This window comes from Flavihumibacter petaseus NBRC 106054 (assembly GCF_000974785.1).
Taxonomy (GTDB): domain Bacteria; phylum Bacteroidota; class Bacteroidia; order Chitinophagales; family Chitinophagaceae; genus Flavihumibacter; species Flavihumibacter petaseus.
Window position 1 is genome coordinate 506,145 of sequence record NZ_BBWV01000002.1, and the last position, 18,781, is coordinate 524,925.

An 18,781-nucleotide genomic window follows, 5' to 3' on the forward strand; every position below is an offset into this window, starting at 1 on the left:
GATATACCTTTTTCCTGCATGTGCTGGCGTGTTATTGGGATAGCTTAAGTGTCTGTAAAGCATTGTCAATTGAACTGTCGGAAGTAAAATATTTTTTTTCGATTGCTTCCGACTGGGCAGAATTGTTCAAAGTGGTATACAGTGTTTTCCTGAGAAAAGCATAGTCGGTGAATTGGGTGGGGGTATTCAACAGGACCTGCAGCCACTTCCACATGTTGCCTTCCCCGATCTCTTTTTCAATAGCGAGAAAAATTGTCGGTGCATAATAGTATACATACAATTCCCTGTCATGATAGTCATTCCTGGTGTTGACCCTGGCAAACGGCACTACTTTGAAACCAGTCAGCATGCTTGCCTTTTTCCTGATGGTGGTGGTATAAACACTGTCGCTGATCAGGTCTTTGGTGACCTTGTAAGACAGGAACTCGGAAAAGCCTTCACTCATCATGTCTCCCAGTGCCGAATTGAATACTTTGTAAGTGCCAAAATAGTAATGCCCCAGCTCATGCGCAATATAGGGGCGGGCCCAGTCAGCCCTGGACTTCTCGATGAATTTTTTCATGCCCCATTGCCCGCGGCCAATATTGACGATGGTAGGATAGGAAACAAACAACCAGGAATTTTTCTCTGACGTAGGTGTTGTCTGGATGAATACCGGGTTACCCTTGTAGGGGATCGATAATTTTCCCTGCAGGTAGGATTTGAACCGGTTGGTGATGGTGGCAAATTGCTCAAGGTCCTGGCTGTTGAGATCCGGATTCAGGAAATAACTCCCGCCGATATTATTAAAATCATATTTCCCGGAAAACAGCGTCAGCTGGTAGGGGACGGTACTTTGAAAGCGTGCCGTTGAACCTTTTACAGGTAATGAGCCATTCACATAAATGCTGTTGCAGTCGGCGCAATCCACTTCTATATCATACCGCAGCTTGTCATACCTGCGGTCATTGTTGATGTCATACAAAACAGGATACCAGGCGCTTTGCATGCCATCTACCCGTAAAGAGTATCCGTTAAAGGAAAGGTTTCCCTTCCAGTCTTCCACGCTGAAGTCACCGGAACCCTCGCGAATTACCGGGTACATGCCCACATAGCGGAACTGAATTTTCCGGGGCAGGTATTTTCTTTTTCCTTCATTTCCCGCGGGGAAATAGTAAGCATTGGTTTCCCCGGTAGACATCGTATCGGCAAAGGATTTCTCGTAATAGATCAGGTTATTGTAGTCGAGGTCCCGGAAAGCATGAATGTTCATGCCGGAGTTGATCCTTATATAGTAGTTTTCAATGGCAGGAATATCGCTCAGGGTGAAATCGCACGCTATTGTTCCTTTGGTAATGGAAAGGGTTACTTTTCCGGTAAGCAGGGGGATGGTATCCTGGCTATAGGCGATCTGAATAAAGGCCAAAACAGGAAATAAGAGCAGGAAAATTCTTCTTGACATAGGAAATCCGGTTTGCGGATTTAAAATATATGTTTTTCCTGGATATGTTCCGTTGTATGATGAAATTTGTTCCGAAGTATGGTGAAATATGTGCTGAAACATACGTTTACCTCAATTCATTCGGAATTGATTCGAACATGAACCACAGATCGTTCATAAAACCCGTTCCGGAGCGGAAGCGGAAGGGAGTGCTCAATTTGATGGCTTTCTGATGGCAAAAGCCTTTCTCGGCCTTCGGGATGATTTCCCCGTAAAGAAGTCCATTAGCTCTTTTCGTTCCAGATCAGTTTGTTCCTGTACCATCCAATGGCTGGAGCCGGCGAGAAAGCCTGCGGACTGGGTTTGCCTACTTTTCCCGTTACTTTCAGTAATATACAGGATGATAGCTTTTAGCTAGATTCCAAAATTCAAAGCCAATGCTACCCCAGGTAAAAGCAGCAGCCCTGCTCTTCTGTCTCATGCTGGCCAACAACAGCAACGCTCAGCCGAAACCCCGCGCCCGCGACCTTGGAATCCCTTTTGAAGGAACGCCGGGAACCTATAATGCCATCACGGATGTGAAAGGGGTAGAAGTGGGCTACAGCACCATCATTTCAGGAACCGGAAAGAATATCAGGGGTAAAGGTCCGGTACGCACCGGGGTCACCGCTATTCTGCCGAGAGGCAAAAACAATAATCCCGTCTACGCCAACTGGTATGCGCTGAATGGGAATGGCGAAATGACCGGCACTACCTGGATTACGGAATCCGGCTTCCTGGAAGGACCGATTATGATCACCAACACCAACAGCGTAGGAGTGGTGCGGGATGCCGTGCTGAAATGGTATGTGAAGAAGGGCTGGTACAAGGAAGATTTCTGGTATACCTACCCGGTGGTGGCAGAGACTTATGATGGATTTCTCAATGATATCTATGGCTTCCATGTGAAAGAGGAGCATGCCTGGGCAGCGCTGGACAGTGCCAAAAGCGGTTCGCTGCGGGAAGGTAATGTGGGTGGCGGTACCGGGATGATGTGCCTGGGATTTAAAGGTGGCACGGGTACAGCATCAAGAGTAGTGAAGATCAAGGATTCTACCTATATTGTGGGTGTATTGGTGCAGTCCAACTTTGGGGGCAAACGGAATTTCCAGGTAGCGGGTGTTCCGATTGGCCGTGAACTGAAGGATACCCTGAATTACGAATTGAAAGGGTCGCCCGATTACCAACCGGGACAAGGATCGATTATTGTGGTGGTGGCAACGGACGCACCATTGCTGCCACACCAACTGAAACGGATCGCAGCGAGGGTGCCGCTGGGTATCGCCAACCTGGGAGGTTTTGGTGAAAACAGCTCCGGCGACATTTTCCTGGCGTTCTCCACTGCCAATACCACGGCCTTCCAGCGGGAGAAATTTACTGCCTCAGATGATCTGCCCAATGATCTGATCAATGCGCTTTTCGTGGCGACGGTTCGCGCTACGGAAGAAGCTGTGATCAATGCGATGGTAGCGGCCGAAACCATGGAAGGCATTAATGGTAATAAGGCTTATGCATTGCCCCACCAGGCGGTAAAGGAGATTCTGAAAAAATACAACCGGTTGAAGTGAAATTATAGTTTGTCAAGCTGAGTTTCCACTTCCAAAACTCTATAGTCTGGTCTGCAAAAGGGAAAATTAAGCAAGGACTGCAGCTGTGCCTTTCTGAGAAAATGAACTGAAGCCGAATTTAGATTAAAAGGTGAAGACAAATTATAGATGCTGGGTTGCGCTGGGTCGGGCAGAACCGAGACCGAAATATGAACTACTGTTTAGCTCGACCTTGCTTCAGCCCCGCTGATGCAAAATCAGCTGTTAGCGGCATCAGTCAGCCCAAAACTCGTTCCGTTTTATTCGTAATGACTTTGAATACCTGTCTCCGTTGTCAGTATACAAGTAGTTATATCTCCAAGTGCCGGTAGAAAGATCATGTACATATTCACTAATCAATGTCCCTTTGCTGTCGTAGACATACCTTCGATAATTGTCTAAAATGCCGTCATAATCATTAGGATCAGTGTTTTGACATGTAAAGCTCCAATGCTCTCTATATGCTATTAAGCCATTTGTGTCAATGTAGTTTGTATAAGAATGCTGAACACGACCGGTGACATTTTTTATATCGATCTTCTGCCGAGTGAATCCCATAGCATTTTTAGAATGAATGATCAATGAGTCCTTTGTGTTTAATAACGTGTCAACAAAGGTTGTCTCTGTCCAGTGAGATTTGATAAATTCAGAACGCTTCAACGAAAAAGTGTCAATATTGACAGTTTGTGATTTGGTCTGAACTGCACAAATGAAACAAAGGAGAAAGAACAACATCCTCATAATCTTGGATTAGTTAGGTTGCCGCTAACGGTCAGGGCTTGCTGCTGTGGCGGTATTCATTAGACGTCACACCTGGAACTGCTGCCGATGCTTGCAAATAGCTGAAGTTAATTGTGCAGCCAAATTTTGCCGGACGATATTTGGCTACCATTTTGTTTAACTATTTGTCAAAAAAACTCTTTATACTTTTTAACGTACTCAATATTTAAAGTATTTAAGTCGTCTTCGTATTCATGAAATTTCTGGTCAAGGTCGCTCCAGACTTCGTCGGCAGTTTCTTCAATCTGTTCAACAATTACAGTTCGTTCATCTCTGTCCTTTGGAACGTTTTTATTGGGGAATTGATTAATTGCCTTTTGAAGAATGTCCGCTGTGCTGTCAGCGCCAATTGCTTTGAGCGATAAAATTGTTTCGTGAGCATTGTCACCACTAGAATTACGAAAATATTGATTGAAACCACCATTATTAATTTCTCTTTCCAGGTTTTGGTTCAGGTAAAAACTTTTCTGGTAGTCTGTCAACTTGCTAATGTCATCGCCATATTCACAGAGTTCACCAATGAAATTGTCAAGTTCGATAATGCTTCCATTGGTGTCTTCTGAACTTAATAAAGTGTCTAAGATTGGAATTTTTGTCATAACGATTTTATGGTTTGGAACGTGGCGATTGGTTTGCAAACAACGAGCAGGGCTTTATCAGGTAGGAATTCATACTCTTCCGCCCACAACCGCTGCCAATTGAAAAGCTAATGTTGAAATTAAGAACTAAAGCTCAAAGACGTTTGTCCTGCCCGAACCACAGCATGGATTTGCAAATTTGTTGCTGTTTGTTGGGCATGCCCAACTTGCATAAACCCAATGATAGTGGCACACTTTTTACGTGTCGGTTGTTATGTCGTCCCAATCATCGGCATACATCGTCAGCCAGTTTAACGCAAAATGCCTCTCCATTACAATGTCCTCACTTAAAACAGCAGGCATTTTCCTGCCTTTTAAACGAGCTTCGGTTGTTGCCCAATGGATTCTATATATCAAATCTGTCTCGTTTAGTATGTCTTCTGTGTCACGCAATTTTGATTTTGCAATCCATTCAGTTGGATCGGTATCTAGGTTAGGAAGATTTCTATAATTGCCAAAATCACACATTGTTGTAGGAAAACTCAATGTGTCAAAATTGTCTAAAGCCCAAAGTAATACATTGAGATTTTCAATACGCCAGGTAATTAAGTTATTATCTTCACCTGTCTTATTCTCCTTTTCTAAATATTGTCTTTCATCAGGTGAGACTGTGTTCCAAAGATTATATTTTTTGAAATAGGTAATTATCTCCTCTGATCTCTTTTCTCCATGACCTACATAGATAAGCCCGTAAAGCACGACTGCTTTTTTAGCAACCTCGTTTCTATCTCGGAATTTGGCTTCTGTAAAATCTTCTACTAACGGCAGATGGTCTAATGTGGGAACTCCTTTTTGTTTAAGAAATCTATTAGAAAAATCCTTTCGCTCCTGCCCGGTTAGCTTGTGGTCTTTTGGGTAAAATGCAATAGAGCCTGTATCAACTGCGTTGGTCTTTGTATTAGAATTTTTCGTTTGCCCGCACCCAAAAAGTGAGAACAATCCTGCGAGAAGTCCCATAGAAATTAAATAAGTAATTTGTTTTTGCATGGTCACTTTAGAGTTGCCGCTAACGGTTCGGGGCTTTGCGATGGTGGGGCAATTGAAGCACAAATCTTCAATTTTGTACTAAAGTTCAATCGAAGATCTGCCGTTGAACTTTGCAGTTTCGCCCTACTATTACAAAACCCATGTTATCGGCTCATTTTTTTGTCGTTCCACTCTTTCATGTGTTCTTCAATTAGCAATTTGTCAATTGGTAGTTGTTGTTTAAATGTTTCAAGCATCGTTAAATAGTCTGATTTAGAAAAATTGAGTTCTTCAAATTTGTCAAACCATTCTACTGTCGAGCCAACTTTTTCAGCTTCCCATTTTTTTGTTTTGTCAATACCAATATGTTTCCATTGTATCAAGTCTCCGCAATTTCTTACTTCAGCAACAATTAATGTACAAGAAAAGTCATTGTCGTCAGGACACATAAGAATTGGGCAAATTGTAGTCTCGTTTTCGTCAGGTAAAATTCTTTTCCAAACGATTGCTTTTTCGTCCTCTTGTTCCATCCAGTAAACAAGTGTCGGAATAAGTCCTTTGTACATATTGTTTGGATAAATTTCGTCAAGCTTTTCGTCAAGCCAGTATCCGTCAATATGAAAATTTATGAAGTCCCAATAATCTTCATAATCACTTTTGTCCAGTATTCCTTCTATTTTGTTCATAGGGTTCTCTTAAAATGACCGCTAACGTTCGGGGCTTTGCGAAGGTTGGGCATTGGCATTCCTGTCGCTTGCAGTTATTCATTTTTTTAAGATCTGTCGAATTGCTTTTTCATATTGAGTCGAATCATTTGGATTTTCGTTAAAACTGTGTCCTAGATTTTTTAATTTGTTCTTTGTGTCAATACGATAAAAGCTGTAATAATTTGTGCCAGAAAGAGCAATGCTTGTAATGATATTATTAGTCGTATCTAAATCAGGATTTGGTAACTCCTCGAAATCTTTTACCCGAATCAATCTATGGTTTTTAAGATCGGTCAGGTATAAGTGATATGTCGGATTTGCTCTTGCGCCCGTATAGTAGAAAACCGTTATGTCAGCTATTTTGTCATTATTGAAGTCTTTAAAGTCAATGTCCTGATACATACAAAACATAGAATCACGGAATAGAGCCTTTGTTTGATTCCTGCCTTTCTTGCTAAAAGTTAAAATCGTATTGTTTTTCTCTGCGTCATAATTATTTGTCGTGTCAAATAGGTGCAGTATCAAGATATAAGAACTGTCGCCAAACAGTATGGTCGTATAGTCGTTGTTAAGTTTTGGTTGTGTTTGATTAAATGAGTCAGCTTGGTTTGCTGTATTTGTGTCAAGATTTGTCACCTGCATTTTGGCGAAAAAAGCAATAAGCGAAATAATACACACAATTATTATAAATGGTCTGTCCATATAATTGCACACAACGGGTAAGGGCTTTATGCAGGTTGGGATTTAGAATTCCGTCTGCCGATAACCACTGCTGATTGAAAATATAAAATTGAATTTAAGAACTAAAGTTGAAAGTTGTTTGTCCTGCCCGAACCACAGCTGGATTTGCAATTAGCTGATGTTTGCTGGTCATTCCCGACTTGCATAAAACCCCTTGTTGTGCGTTCGCTTTATTCAATAAGTATTGTTATTCGATTGCAGCTACTACACCACCAATATTTCTTTGAATTGTCCTCCAATTTACTCTCTTTCTTTTTGTGACTAATTAGAACATTCTCTTTCTAATGATTCATCTTCAAAAGCAGCATAGCCGCATTCATAACAACCCCATCTTGTCAACGGCGTTTCATCTTCGTCAATGCTCCATGTAAAGGAATCTAGCTTGCAATTTGGACAGATTTGTGTCGCCATAATAGTCTTACCGTTGAGTTACTTTTTTTTGTTCAGAAACAAAAAACATATTTGAATCAGTCCTAATGTCGCAATTATCCAAAGTCGTTTTGTAGCAAGTGCAGAATTTACCTTTGTGTTGTTCCTTATTATGTCAATGCTTGTATTTGCAATAGATTTTAGAGAATCAATATTTTGAAGACGGTCGACTTCCATTTTCTTCATATTGGTTAGTCCATTATTTTTTGTCGCAGCTATGTCGAGTTGAAATGAGCTGTCAATAAACAACCAAACTAATAATCCCAAAGAAAGTAAGACTAAAATGTTTTTAATCGTGGTATTTGGTGTCATGAAATAAGGGCTGTCTAAAGTGACGCACAACGAGCAAGGCTATATGCAGGTTGGGAATTATTATTCAGCCAGCCCACAACCGCTGCTAATTGAAATTATAAAGTTGAATTTAGTACTAAAGTTGATGATTGTTTGTCCAGCCAGAACCACAGCTTGGCTTTGCAATTTGCTGGTTACAATGTCATGCCAAACTTGCATAAAACCCAATGTTATGCGGTCGTTGTGGAGTTGTGCTCCTCAAACTCTTTCATCCATTTTTTGAAATGGTCTTTAATTATTTGGTCAATGTTTTGTCTGTTTGCACCGTCCCAATACCACTGAACCTCGTCTACTATCAGGTCGTCTTTGGCGTAGTAGAGTAGATAGAAATCCATGTACGCTGATTCCAAATCCAAGTCCTGGCAAATATTCTTTAACTCTCGAAGTGTTTTGCAATATGTTTCTGGATGGTCAACCGAGCTTATTATAAGATAATAAACGTAGTTTTTAAGAACAGTGTCTTTGTCTGCATAGGTGAAGCCTAAATCCTCTAAAACATTTCTTGTCAATTCGTGAAGTTCAAATTGATTGAAAGGTTTTGTCTTGCCAGCCAGAATATAAAGATTGTCTGACTGATAACCTGCCTCCATCATTTCAAGGGCCCAGTCAACCCAGGTCTCGTCAATATTTTCATTGAACGCTTTTGCTTTTAATATTTTATATGTAGATAAGACCTTCATTGATCAGTATTCGTCTGACTGTGACCTTTGAGAGTGTCCGTTCACAATGCCGCATAACGTTTTGGGGCTTTGCGTTCGGGCGGGAAATCGAAGCACAAAAGACAATATTATTACTAAAGTTCAATTAAAAAACCGCTGTTGTGTTTTGCACTTCAGCCCGCCTGACGCAAAACCCGTGTTAGCGGTAGTTTTTATTTCATTTGTCTAAATGTCAAACTAATTCTTCCATTTTCAGTGTCCGATTTTGGAATTGCGTGTTGCCATTTAGTTTGAATTTCTTGCGACATATAGATCAAGCTTCCCGATGGTAATTCATAACTCAAAAACTGCTCTGGATCGCTTATGTTCCTAAACCGCAATTCTCTTGTCTCGCCAAGCGACACAATTGCAATTCCTGAATTATTCTCTAGAATGTCGGTCTGGTCAGAATGATAACCCATCTTCGATTTTCCGTCCAAGTAGTAATTTATTAGGCAATTATTTGGCTCAAATCCTATTGCAGGTCTCAACTTCTCAATAACAAACTTAAGTTCAGGTATGAACTCTTGAAATGGATAGGCAATTTGTGAGTAGTTATATGCTTTACCAAAACTTGCAGTCTTTCTTGCAGTCATACGTTCGTCCCATTCTACTTTGGTCGATAATAACTCAAACAGTTCATTTGGATTGTTAATGAAATTCTCTATGTACAATATGCCGTCCATTCTTCAATTGTCATTTTGTGGTGTCACTTAAATTACCGCTAACGGTAGGTATTTGCGATGGCAGGGCATTCTGTGTTCCGTCAAGCCGATACCAAAGCTGATTTTTATTTGTAGCCGAAGATAACTACGAACGCTCAACAGCGCTCGGTAGCCGACAACTGCAGATAAAAAAAATTACTGCTGCCGAAGTGCGTTCCGTCGCCCCCTGCTATTGCAAATACTTTTGTTGTGCGTTCGTTTTTAGTCCTCTTCATTCTCGTATAAATTGAAAATTAAAGAATATCCGCTATCTATTATTTCATCATAGTACTGACTATAATTTTCATCCAGTCCTTCTTTGTCTTCAATAACAAAATATTCTTGCTCAAGCTCTATTATTTCCCAATCTTCTTCTTTAATGTAATATTTCGCAAGTTCAAATGCTCCGTCAATGTCCTTATAGTTTATGAACAAAACAGCATATGCTCCTTTGTACTTGGCAAAATGTCTTGAGTTTTCAGTCGGCTTTACGTGTGCAATTATTTGAAACATATTTATGTAATATCAGTTGTCCAAATAAGAATTTCATTAGTCAAAACTCAATAAGTAAGTCAATGCTAAATTGAAAGTGTTAGTCCGGCTACTAAAATTTTCGGAATGAATTTATTCCTTGATTTGTTGCCTCTTTTTATATGCCGCCAAATAAAGAAACTTGTCAAACCAATTGGATAAACAATTATCAAAGCGGCATTATACGTCCAAACTATTCCTGCCCACGCAAACCAAATTGCAGTCATAATTTCTGCCCAAAATAGAAAATTGTTCTTTGAAACTGTCATTGGTTTGGGTGTCGCTTTAAAATGACGCACAACGATAAAGCGTTGGCGATGTGGCGGTATTCTCTGTTACTTCTGCCAGGTGCCGTTGATGACTACAGATACAAAAGCTCATTGTTTATTCTGCCGATCGGTACTGTTCGTCTGGCGGAACCAAAGCTGATTAGCAAATAAAAAGCTGGGATTATATTCGTCGTCCGCCATATTGCCAATGCAATGTTAGCTGTGGTTTTTTCATTTGTCAAGCCCATATTTTTGTCCGTATTCCTTTACAGTCATTAGAAAATGAGGATTTTCTTTATTCTTCAGTAGTCCTTCGTATTCCCGTCTAGCTTTGTCAAACTTTTTAAGTTCTCCATAAACTATCAGTTTTCCTAAAGGTGTCATCATCATATCTGAGTTGTCTAGCTCTTGAAGCATTTTTTCAGTACTATTCATTCGGTCAAAATATGGCAAAATGAAATCTGTCAGATTTTTCCTCATTTCGGCAATTAGTTGTTGCTCTTCTGTTCGCTCTTTAATGTAATACCATGTGTCGTGCTGGTTTCTCAAGTTTCCAATTCTCTTTCTAATCAGACATTCTGGTTCAGTTGGATAGTCTGGAAGTCCTTTGTCGCTGTAATTATAAAATGCTAGCCAATATTCAGGGACAAAAATTCCAGTGTTTATAGTAAAACTAATACTGTCTTTATTTCCAAACGCACTTTTCTGAACATTAATGATTTGTCCGATAGAGTAAAGCTTTAAGTAGAAGTTATTAGCCTTTTTCTTAAAGCCCAATGGTTTTAGAATTTCGTAAAATCCGTCCTTTAAAATTTTGTCAAACTTTAGTTCTGACGTTGTTTTCATTTCTACTTACGATGTGCTGGTATAAAGTCACAGCTAACGTATGTGTTTATGTAATAAAGGCCATTAGACGCAGTTGCGATTTTTTGCTAAGTGGTTGGCGGCCAATAAAAAATATTGCGCAATGTGTATTGCGCGATTGCGGCAATGCGCAAGGTGATATTTTGTAATGTTTCTGTGATTTTCCTGTTGATATTCGCGAATGCTTCGCCGCCTCACTCACAGGTTGCGTTTGACCAACCGGCAGGCAGGGGATAAGGTTATGGAATCTTCTACGTATAATATTAGGTATTTCTAATGGTTGTTGCAACTGTTATTGTTGTGTTTGTGTGGTGACTTTGTTCCGGTTGGAACTGGACCGGCGCTTTAGGTTTTCTCGGCAATTGGCGGTAACTTAAAGGGACAAACCCGCCTCCATGCCTCCGTCCAGACAACTGGCTGCGATCCTGTTCGCGGACATCATGGGCTATACTGCCATGATGCAGGAGGAGGAACACACTGCCATCGCCCTCAAGGAAAAATTTAAAAACAAACTTGAAGCAGAACTCGCCCTCCATGGCGGCCGGCTCATCAAATTCAGCGGCGACGGCGCCCTCTGCAGCTTCAACAGCGCCCTCGAAGCCGTCACAGCAGCCGTCAATACCCAGCTGTTCCTGAGAACCGATCCAGTAGTACCAGTCCGGATGGGCATCCACCAGGCCGATATCGTCATGGACGACGCCGATATCTACGGCGATGGGGTCAATATTGCCTCCCGCTTCGAATCTATGGCGGTGCCGGGAAGTATCCTGGTATCAGGAAAAATCATCGATGACGTCAAGAACCACCACGAAATTCAATCCGTCCTCCTCGGCAAATACGTACTCAAAAATGTGAAGGAACCAGTTGACGTATATGCCATCAGTAACCCGGGACTCGAAGTGCCACTGAAGAAAAAGCTGGAAGGCAAAGCAGCCTTGTTTGTCGATCATAAAAAAATCAACAATAACCGCCTGCGGATCGCCGGCGTGTTTTTCCTCGTCGGCTTCCTTGCCGCAGCAACTTACGCCTTCCTGAATCCATGGATGAAAAAACAGCGTGCCCGCACAGAACTCATTCCCGCCATCCAGAAACTGATCAGCGAAAATTTCCAGGCACCCACCGCCGCCTTCACCATGGCAACGGAAGCAGAAAAATATCTCTCCAAAGATTCCGTACTGCAAAAACTGTGGCCGCTATTGTCCACCAGGGTCAATCTGAAAACAGCGCCCGAAGGGGCAGAAGTATGGTGGAAGGATTACGGTCAGCCCGATACCGCATGGCAACTGGCGGGTACCACACCGCTCCGCCAGGTCCGTTTCCCGCGATCCTACCTGCGTATCGAAATCCGAAAGCCCGGTTACCAACGCATCGAATACGCCGGACCGGGACTATACTGGCGCCTATGGAAAGACTCCGCTTCAGCGCTGCAACTCGACAAGGAAGGCTCCCTGCCAGAAGGTATGGTTAGAATCCCCGCGAGCGAAACGGACATCTATATTGTTGGCCTCGAACAAAGCGGACCGAAATACGTGCCGGCCTTCCTGATTGACAAATACGAAGTGACCAACAAAGCATTTAAAGTTTTTGTAGATGCCGGCGGCTATAACAACCCCCTTTACTGGAAGTACCCGGTTGATCGCAGCGCATTTACGGATAAAACCGGGAAACCCGGACCCGCCAACTGGGAAGCCGGTACTTACCCCGATGGCCAGGAAAATTTCCCGGTAACGGGTATCTCCTGGTACGAAGCGGCTGCCTATGCTGCCTGGGCGCAAAAATCCCTGCCCACCATCTACCACTGGGGCCGCGTTGCCGAAACTTCACGCACCTACAATATCGTTCCGCTGAGCAACTTCAACGGCAAAGATGCGGTACCGGTTGGCACTACCAAAGGGTATTCCAGCTTCGGGCTGTACGACCTCGCCGGAAACGCACGCGAATGGTGCCTTAACCAAAGGGGCGATCAACACGAGCAACATTATATCCTGGGCGGCGGCTGGAACGATCCTACCTATGCTTTCAACGATGGTTATACGGCAATAGCAACCGACAGAAGCGTTGCGAATGGTTTCCGGTGTATCAGGACCTTACCCGGCGATACAACGGTCACCGCTTTGTCTGCCCCCGTGGAAATGGCCTTCCGGGATTACAAAAAGGAAAAGCCCGTGGATGACAAAACATTTGAGATCTATAAACAGCAATTCCTCTACGATAAAGTACCCCTTGACCCTAAAGCTGATACCACGATAACGGCTGAATTCTGGCGCGCCGAAGCGGTCAGTTTCGAAACAGGCTACAACAAGGAACGCATGCAGGCCTGGGTATACCTGCCCAAAGAAGCAAAGCCGCCCTACCGCGTAGTATTGTTCTTTCCCGGTTCCGGAGATATCTTCCAGAAAGCATATAAAGACCACAACATCATGAACCGGTTTAATTTCCTCCTGAAGAATGGATACGCCGTGGTGCGCCCCATCTTCAAGGGAACATTCGAGCGGCACGATGCTTTGAAAAGCGACCTGCCGGATGAAACTGTTTTTTACCGCGACCACCTGGTCATGTGGCGCAAGGATATCGGCAGAACAATCGACTACCTTGAAACGCGAAAAGATCTGCGTGCCGATCAGCTGGGCTACCTCGGCTGGAGCTGGGGTGGCTATATGGGGGGGATCATGCCAGCAATCGAACCACGCATCAAAGCCGTGGTGCTGAATGTTGGCGGCATGGTCATGAACAAATCATTGCCCGAAGCTGACCAGCTGAATTATCTCCCGCATGTTACCCAGCCAGTGTTGATGTTAAATGGCCGGCACGATATGTTCTTCCCCGTTGAAACTTCGCAGATGCCCATGTTCAACTTTCTGGGAACACCGGCCGCACATAAGAAAATCATCATTTACGATGCCGGGCACCTCGTTCCGGTAACTGAATTCATGAAAGAAACACTGGCCTGGTTCGACCAGTATCTAAAACCATAACGGTCAGGCCTACACCACAACCGCAATCGTTTGCCTGAACTGACACATCTGCCGTAGTCAAAATGCAATCGGTCATTATATAACGGTAGCTTTGGAAAAGCAAAGCCTGCACAACATTCATCAAGTATTGTAAATAATATGAAAAGATTATTGACCCTCACCTGCTTACTGGCAGCCATTAACGCCATCTCACAAAAAACGCCGTCACCCGGAAAATGGATTCAGCTCTTTAATGGCAAAGACCTCAACAACTGGACAGTAAAAATTGCAGGCCATCCGGTGGGAGAGAACTACGGCAATACCTTTCGCGTGGAAAATGGCGTGATCAAAGTATCCTACGACCAGTACAATAACCAGTTCAAAGAACAGTTCGGCCACTTGTTTTATAAGGGGACTTTTTCGGCTTACCTCCTGGTGGTGGAATACCGGTTCACCGGTGACCAGATCAAGGACGGCCCCGGATGGGCCTACCGCAACAGTGGCCTGATGCTTCACGGACAAACACCGGAAAGCATGGTGCTTGAGCAGGACTTTCCCATTTCCCTTGAAGCGCAGTTGCTGGGTGGTAACGGTAAGGAACCCCGGTCAACCAACAACCTCTGCACGCCAGGCACTAATGTGTTCATGAATGGAAACCTGTTCACCCCCCATTGTGTGAACTCCACTTCCAAAACCTACGCGGGTGACCAGTGGGTCAGGGCTGAAGTGCTTGTACTCGGCGACTCCCTGATCAGGCATATTGTGGAAGGCGACACCGTGCTCACGTATTCCAAACCCCAGTACGACGGGAACGACAAATGGGTGAAAGCCGCGGGACTCACCGGTGGTCAGCTCATTCATGAGGGAACAATTTCCCTGCAAAGTGAAAGCCACCCCGTGGAATTCAGGAAAGTGGAATTGTTTGACCTGTCACCGTATAGAAACGATCCGAAAGCCCTCAATAAGGTGCTCCAGCAGCTGCATACTCGGAAAATTAAGTAGCCATCATCGTGTTGCTGGTTTGCCGGCGGAGACCAAGCTCCTGCAACATCAATCCGATTTTGTCCACCATTTCGATAGAAGCTTCGATCTCCGTTTTCCGGATCGCAACACTTTCTATATTGAATCCGAAAGGCACTTCTCCTGCGGCACAGAATTTCGCCAATGCCCGGGCCGTATTCAGGCAGAAATCCACTGACTCCTGCAGCATGTCATCGGCCTGCAATAATTGCGTCTTCAGTTTTTCCGGCACATGAATGCCCAGCCATTCCATAAAGGATAAGGTTTGTGCAGATCCGCAGGCGGTAAGGGTAAACAGGAGCGTGGGCATTCGCCGGTTTTCCCGCCGGCACGTTCGCCATAACGCGGCGGTCATTTGTTTGGCATAATCCAGGTTGAATACACATTGCGATACAAAAAAGGATACACCGCCTGCTGCCTTTTGCAGCATCCGGCTATCCTCATCCTGCAGCCTTGCATGCCTTTCCGGGATCGTCACCGCACCCAGTACCGTAGTATCGGCATAGGGCTGCCATAAACGGTAAGCATCTTCCAGGCTTGTTTTCACCGGGCTGCCGGGAGAGGGCTTACCTACCAGCACCGGGTGAAAGCGCTGCTGATGCACAGCCTCCAACCAACAGGATAACTCATCCGGCGTGAAGTTGCCGGCGGGGCGGTACAGGATCTTCGGCAGATCGAGCTCCGACAAATAGTTGGTGGTAAAATGCAGGGGATCCAATGCCCTGCGGAAAGGGAAGGGCCGGTCGGTGGCATTGCGTGCCGATTCATCCTGTACATCGTAAACCACCAGTGCATCAAGATCGAGGTGGGTAATCCGCGAAATTGTTTTGGCTGCAATTTCAGTGATGCGGTCAGGTGCAGTATCAGACTTGGGCGGTGTGATACCATACGTGAGGATGCCTGAAGCACCCGAATGTATTTTATGGGGAAACATAGTGGTCAATTGGTCTTTGGATTTCTTCGCGTGCCTGCCTGGCGGCTGCTACCATGTTGATAAGCGCGGATTTCGTCTCCGGCCATTTTCGTGTTTTTAGTCCGCAATCCGGGTTCACCCAGATGTTTTCTACCGGCAATAGCGCAGCAGCTTTTTTCAGCAGCGCTACGATTTCTGTGGTGGTGGGAACACGGGGAGAGTGTATATCGTATACACCCGGACCGATCTCATTCGGGTACCGGAAATTGGAGAATGCCTGCAACAGCTCCATTTGTGAACGGGAGGTTTCGATCGTGATCACATCAGCGTCCATAGCAGCCAGGTGTTCGATGATCTCATTGAATGCACTATAGCACATATGGGTATGGATCTGCGTATGGTCGTCCACACCAGCGGAAGCAATCCGGAAGGCTTTCACTGCCCAGTCCAGGTACTGTGCGCGCTTGGAACGCCGCAAGGGAAGTCCCTCGCGGATAGCAGCTTCATCGATCTGTATCATCCCGATCCCCGCATTTTCCAATGCCGCTACTTCATCGCGGATGGCCAGGGCAATCTGGTTGGTGGTCACTTCGCGCGGCTGATCGTCGCGTACAAAAGACCACTGTAAAATAGTGACCGGGCCGGTAAGCATTCCTTTCACCCATTTGCGGGTTTGTGATGCTGCAAAACGTGACCAGCGCACCGTCATATCTCCGGCACGTTGTACGTCGCCATAAATTACTGGTGGCTTAACACAACGGCTGCCATAACTCTGCACCCATCCATGTTGCGTGAACAGAAATCCTTTCAGTTGTTCACCGAAATATTCCACCATGTCATTGCGTTCAAATTCACCGTGCACCAGCACGTCCAGCCCGATCTCCTCCTGCCAGCGGATAGCGTCAACGGTCGCTTCCTCCACCGCCGTTTCATACTGCTGATGGGTGAGGGCTCCTTTTTTCAATTGGGCACGTAATCGGCGGACATCATCGGTCTGTGGAAAGGACCCGATGGTAGTAGTGGGAAACAGCGGCAATTGAAACCGCGCGCGATGTAGTTGCTGCCGCGTTTGGAATACACTCTTCCGGCTGATATAGGCTTCGCTGACAGCGGCTACACGGTCTTTCACTTCCTGCACATGCACTTTCGCTGACAAAAGCCTGCTTTGCATCGCCGACTGGTTAGCCTGCAACAGGCTGCTTCCGCTTCCTTCCGTTATCTGCTTCAGGGCAGCCACTTCCTGCAATTTCTGTTTGGCAAAAGCCATCCAGTTTTTGATTTCAGGATCAAGGGTTGTTTCGCTCTCAAGATCAATCGGGCTGTGCAACAGGGAGCAGGAGGGTGCGATCAGTACCCGGCAGGCACCCAGTGCCTGGACTGCCTGCTGAATCATCATAAGCGACCGGGCATGGTCGTTTTTCCAGACATTCCTTCCATCCACCAGTCCCAGGGATAGTTCAAGGTGATCTGGTACAAGGGGCAACAATTCATCCAGCTGTTCGGGGCCGCGCACAAGGTCTATATGCAGGGCAGCTACCGGGAGGTTCATTGCTACAGCCGCATTGTCTGACAATGCTTCAAAATAGGTCGCCACCAGCAGTTTTACGCCCTTTACACTGGCAGCCAGTACACGATAGGCTTCCGCAAATGCTGCCTTTACTTGGGGATCGAGGTCCAGGCACAAACAGGGTTCATCCAGCTGAATCCAGGTGGCACCCTGGTCCTGAAGGCGACCGATAATTTCAACATATACCGGTATCAGCCTGGAAAGGAGATCGATCCTGCTGAATCCATGCTCTTTTTCTTTTCCCAGTAACAGATAGCTTACCGGCCCCGGCAACACCGGCTTTGCCTTATCGCCCAGCAGCTGCCTGGCTTCTTTGAATTCATCGAACAGCTTATCAGAAGATATGCTGAAAGTTTGCCCGGCAGTAAATTCCGGTACGATATAATGATAGTTGGTGTCCAGCCATTTGGTCATCTCCATTGCGGTAATGTCAAGTCCATCCTGCTGGTAGCCGCGGGCCATGGCAAAGTAGCGGTCCGTTTCCGTTTTCCCCTTAATGGCAGACACCGCGTCATAGCGTTTTGGGATAACACCGAGCAACACACTGTGGTCCAGTATATGATCATAAAGACTGAAATCATTGCAGGGGATAAGGTCCATCCCGGCATCAAGCTGGGTTTGCCAGTTGTTGTTTTTGATGCGTCGGGCCACTTCGTGCAGGGAGGGTCCGTCAATTGCAGCTGCCCAATATTGTTCACAGGCTTTCTTAAGTTGTCTTTGGCCGCCGATCCGCGGATAGCCCAGGTTGTGCGTCAACATGATTAGTGATTTATTTAAGCGGAACAAATCTATGCCTGCCGGAATAGAATTCTATGCGAATACTTAAATACAGAAAGAATATCTTTTAATCTGTATTATTGCAAAATAATGTGCTGACGGGGCAGTGTATTCAGCTTGTAAAAAGAATATTCTTCTATGGACCAGTTAGACAATATTGATCTGAAATTACTTCGCTTGCTGGGAGAAGACTCCCGGCTCACTACAAAAGAACTGGCCGCGAAGGTGAACCTTTCTCCATCTCCCGTTTTTGAAAGAGTGAAGCGCCTCGAAGCAGCAGGCTATATCAAAAAATATATCGCCCTGATTGATGCGGAAAAGCTCAACTATGGTCTTATCATTTTCTGCAATATCCGCTTGAAGCAACATGATAAAAGTATCGGGCACCAGTTTGTAACGGATATCATGAAACTGAAGGAAGTGGTGGAGTGTTACAATATTTCGGGGGACTATGATTTCCTGCTGAAAGTTTATGCGAGGGACATGAAGCACTACCAGGATTTTGTTTTCAATAAACTCGGTTCAGTAAAAAGTATCGGCAGCACACATAGTACATTCGTCATGTGCGAAAACAAAAATACCCATAACATTAACTTCTGAGCGAGCGCCCTCCCCGGGCAGTTCCTGTTCCTGTTGATCCGCTTGTGTACAATATTGCCCGGCAACCCGCATGCCGGAAAGTACCCGGCTATGCGCATATTCTACCGGAGAAATATTTCAGGGAAAAATTTTGGGAATTGTAAAAAAACGATAATATTGTATACCAGTATGTACCAGTTCATAAATTGGTCTTACAGTAAAAAACGCTAACCGACCAAAACGATTGT

The 18,781-nt window shown here is 44.8% G+C and carries 15 protein-coding genes; 4 read left to right on the plus strand and 11 right to left on the minus strand.

The features are described from left to right. Positions 1 to 31 precede the first annotated feature (31 nt). The gene (locus FPE01S_RS12035; RefSeq protein ID WP_046369231.1) at positions 32 to 1,441 is read right to left on the minus strand and encodes a gluzincin family metallopeptidase; all 1,410 of its coding nucleotides are present in this window, start codon (positions 1,439 to 1,441) and stop codon (positions 32 to 34) included. A gap of 416 nt (positions 1,442 to 1,857) precedes the next feature. On the opposite strand from FPE01S_RS12035, the gene FPE01S_RS12045 reads away from it, so the two are divergent. Continuing rightward, positions 1,858 to 3,027, plus strand: coding sequence for a DmpA family aminopeptidase (locus FPE01S_RS12045; protein ID WP_046369233.1), 1,170 nt, complete (start codon positions 1,858 to 1,860; stop codon positions 3,025 to 3,027). A gap of 926 nt (positions 3,028 to 3,953) precedes the next feature. Here the strand turns inward: FPE01S_RS12045 and FPE01S_RS24885 are convergent. The 8 genes from FPE01S_RS24885 to FPE01S_RS12100 all read right to left on the minus strand — a co-directional run bounded on the left by FPE01S_RS24885 (position 3,954) and on the right by FPE01S_RS12100 (position 10,705). After that, positions 3,954 to 4,424, minus strand: coding sequence for a DMP19 family protein (locus FPE01S_RS24885; RefSeq protein WP_157474005.1), 471 nt, complete (start codon positions 4,422 to 4,424; stop codon positions 3,954 to 3,956). Between the two features lie 237 nt (positions 4,425 to 4,661). Beyond that, entirely contained in the window at positions 4,662 to 5,450 is a 789-nt protein-coding gene (locus FPE01S_RS12060; RefSeq protein WP_157474006.1) for a DUF4272 domain-containing protein, read from the minus strand. 143 nt (positions 5,451 to 5,593) lie between these two features. Next, complete coding sequence (locus FPE01S_RS12065; protein WP_046369236.1) at positions 5,594 to 6,115, minus strand: hypothetical protein; 522 nt, start codon at positions 6,113 to 6,115, stop codon at positions 5,594 to 5,596. Between the two features lie 78 nt (positions 6,116 to 6,193). Next, the gene (locus FPE01S_RS12070; RefSeq protein ID WP_157474007.1) at positions 6,194 to 6,838 is read right to left on the minus strand and encodes an XAC2610-related protein; all 645 of its coding nucleotides are present in this window, start codon (positions 6,836 to 6,838) and stop codon (positions 6,194 to 6,196) included. Positions 6,839 to 7,827: 989 nt separating this feature from the next. Further along, positions 7,828 to 8,337, minus strand: a complete 510-nt coding sequence (locus FPE01S_RS12080) for a hypothetical protein (RefSeq protein ID WP_046369239.1) — start codon at positions 8,335 to 8,337, stop codon at positions 7,828 to 7,830. Between the two features lie 191 nt (positions 8,338 to 8,528). After that, positions 8,529 to 9,041 carry an alpha-ketoglutarate-dependent dioxygenase AlkB gene (locus tag FPE01S_RS12085; protein WP_046369240.1) on the minus strand — a complete coding sequence of 171 codons (513 nt, stop codon included), beginning with the start codon at positions 9,039 to 9,041 and terminating at the stop codon, positions 8,529 to 8,531. Positions 9,042 to 9,281: 240 nt separating this feature from the next. Next, entirely contained in the window at positions 9,282 to 9,572 is a 291-nt protein-coding gene (locus FPE01S_RS12090) for a hypothetical protein (protein ID WP_046369241.1), read from the minus strand. Positions 9,573 to 10,090: 518 nt separating this feature from the next. Continuing rightward, on the minus strand, positions 10,091 to 10,705 hold the full coding sequence (locus tag FPE01S_RS12100) for a DUF4304 domain-containing protein (protein WP_046369243.1): 615 nt from the start codon (positions 10,703 to 10,705) through the stop codon (positions 10,091 to 10,093). Between the two features lie 413 nt (positions 10,706 to 11,118). Between FPE01S_RS12100 and FPE01S_RS24890 the strand changes: the two genes are divergently transcribed. Both FPE01S_RS24890 and FPE01S_RS12110 read left to right on the plus strand, forming a co-directional pair. Continuing rightward, complete coding sequence (locus FPE01S_RS24890; RefSeq protein ID WP_052955731.1) at positions 11,119 to 13,698, plus strand: SUMF1/EgtB/PvdO family nonheme iron enzyme; 2,580 nt, start codon at positions 11,119 to 11,121, stop codon at positions 13,696 to 13,698. A 138-nt stretch (positions 13,699 to 13,836) separates the two neighbouring features. Continuing rightward, positions 13,837 to 14,679, plus strand: coding sequence for a 3-keto-disaccharide hydrolase (locus tag FPE01S_RS12110; RefSeq protein WP_046369244.1), 843 nt, complete (start codon positions 13,837 to 13,839; stop codon positions 14,677 to 14,679). On the opposite strand, the gene FPE01S_RS12115 is transcribed toward FPE01S_RS12110, so the two are convergent. Both FPE01S_RS12115 and metE read right to left on the minus strand, forming a co-directional pair. Continuing rightward, positions 14,672 to 15,631 carry a methylenetetrahydrofolate reductase gene (locus FPE01S_RS12115; protein ID WP_046369245.1) on the minus strand — a complete coding sequence of 320 codons (960 nt, stop codon included), beginning with the start codon at positions 15,629 to 15,631 and terminating at the stop codon, positions 14,672 to 14,674. The genes FPE01S_RS12110 and FPE01S_RS12115 overlap by 8 nt on opposite strands. After that, complete coding sequence (metE, locus tag FPE01S_RS12120; protein ID WP_046369246.1) at positions 15,618 to 17,936, minus strand: 5-methyltetrahydropteroyltriglutamate--homocysteine S-methyltransferase; 2,319 nt, start codon at positions 17,934 to 17,936, stop codon at positions 15,618 to 15,620. The genes FPE01S_RS12115 and metE overlap by 14 nt, the downstream gene beginning before the upstream one ends. Positions 17,937 to 18,092: 156 nt before the next feature. On the opposite strand from metE, the gene FPE01S_RS12125 reads away from it, so the two are divergent. Beyond that, positions 18,093 to 18,554, plus strand: a complete 462-nt coding sequence (locus tag FPE01S_RS12125; protein ID WP_046369247.1) for an Lrp/AsnC family transcriptional regulator — start codon at positions 18,093 to 18,095, stop codon at positions 18,552 to 18,554. Positions 18,555 to 18,781: the final 227 nt, after the last annotated feature.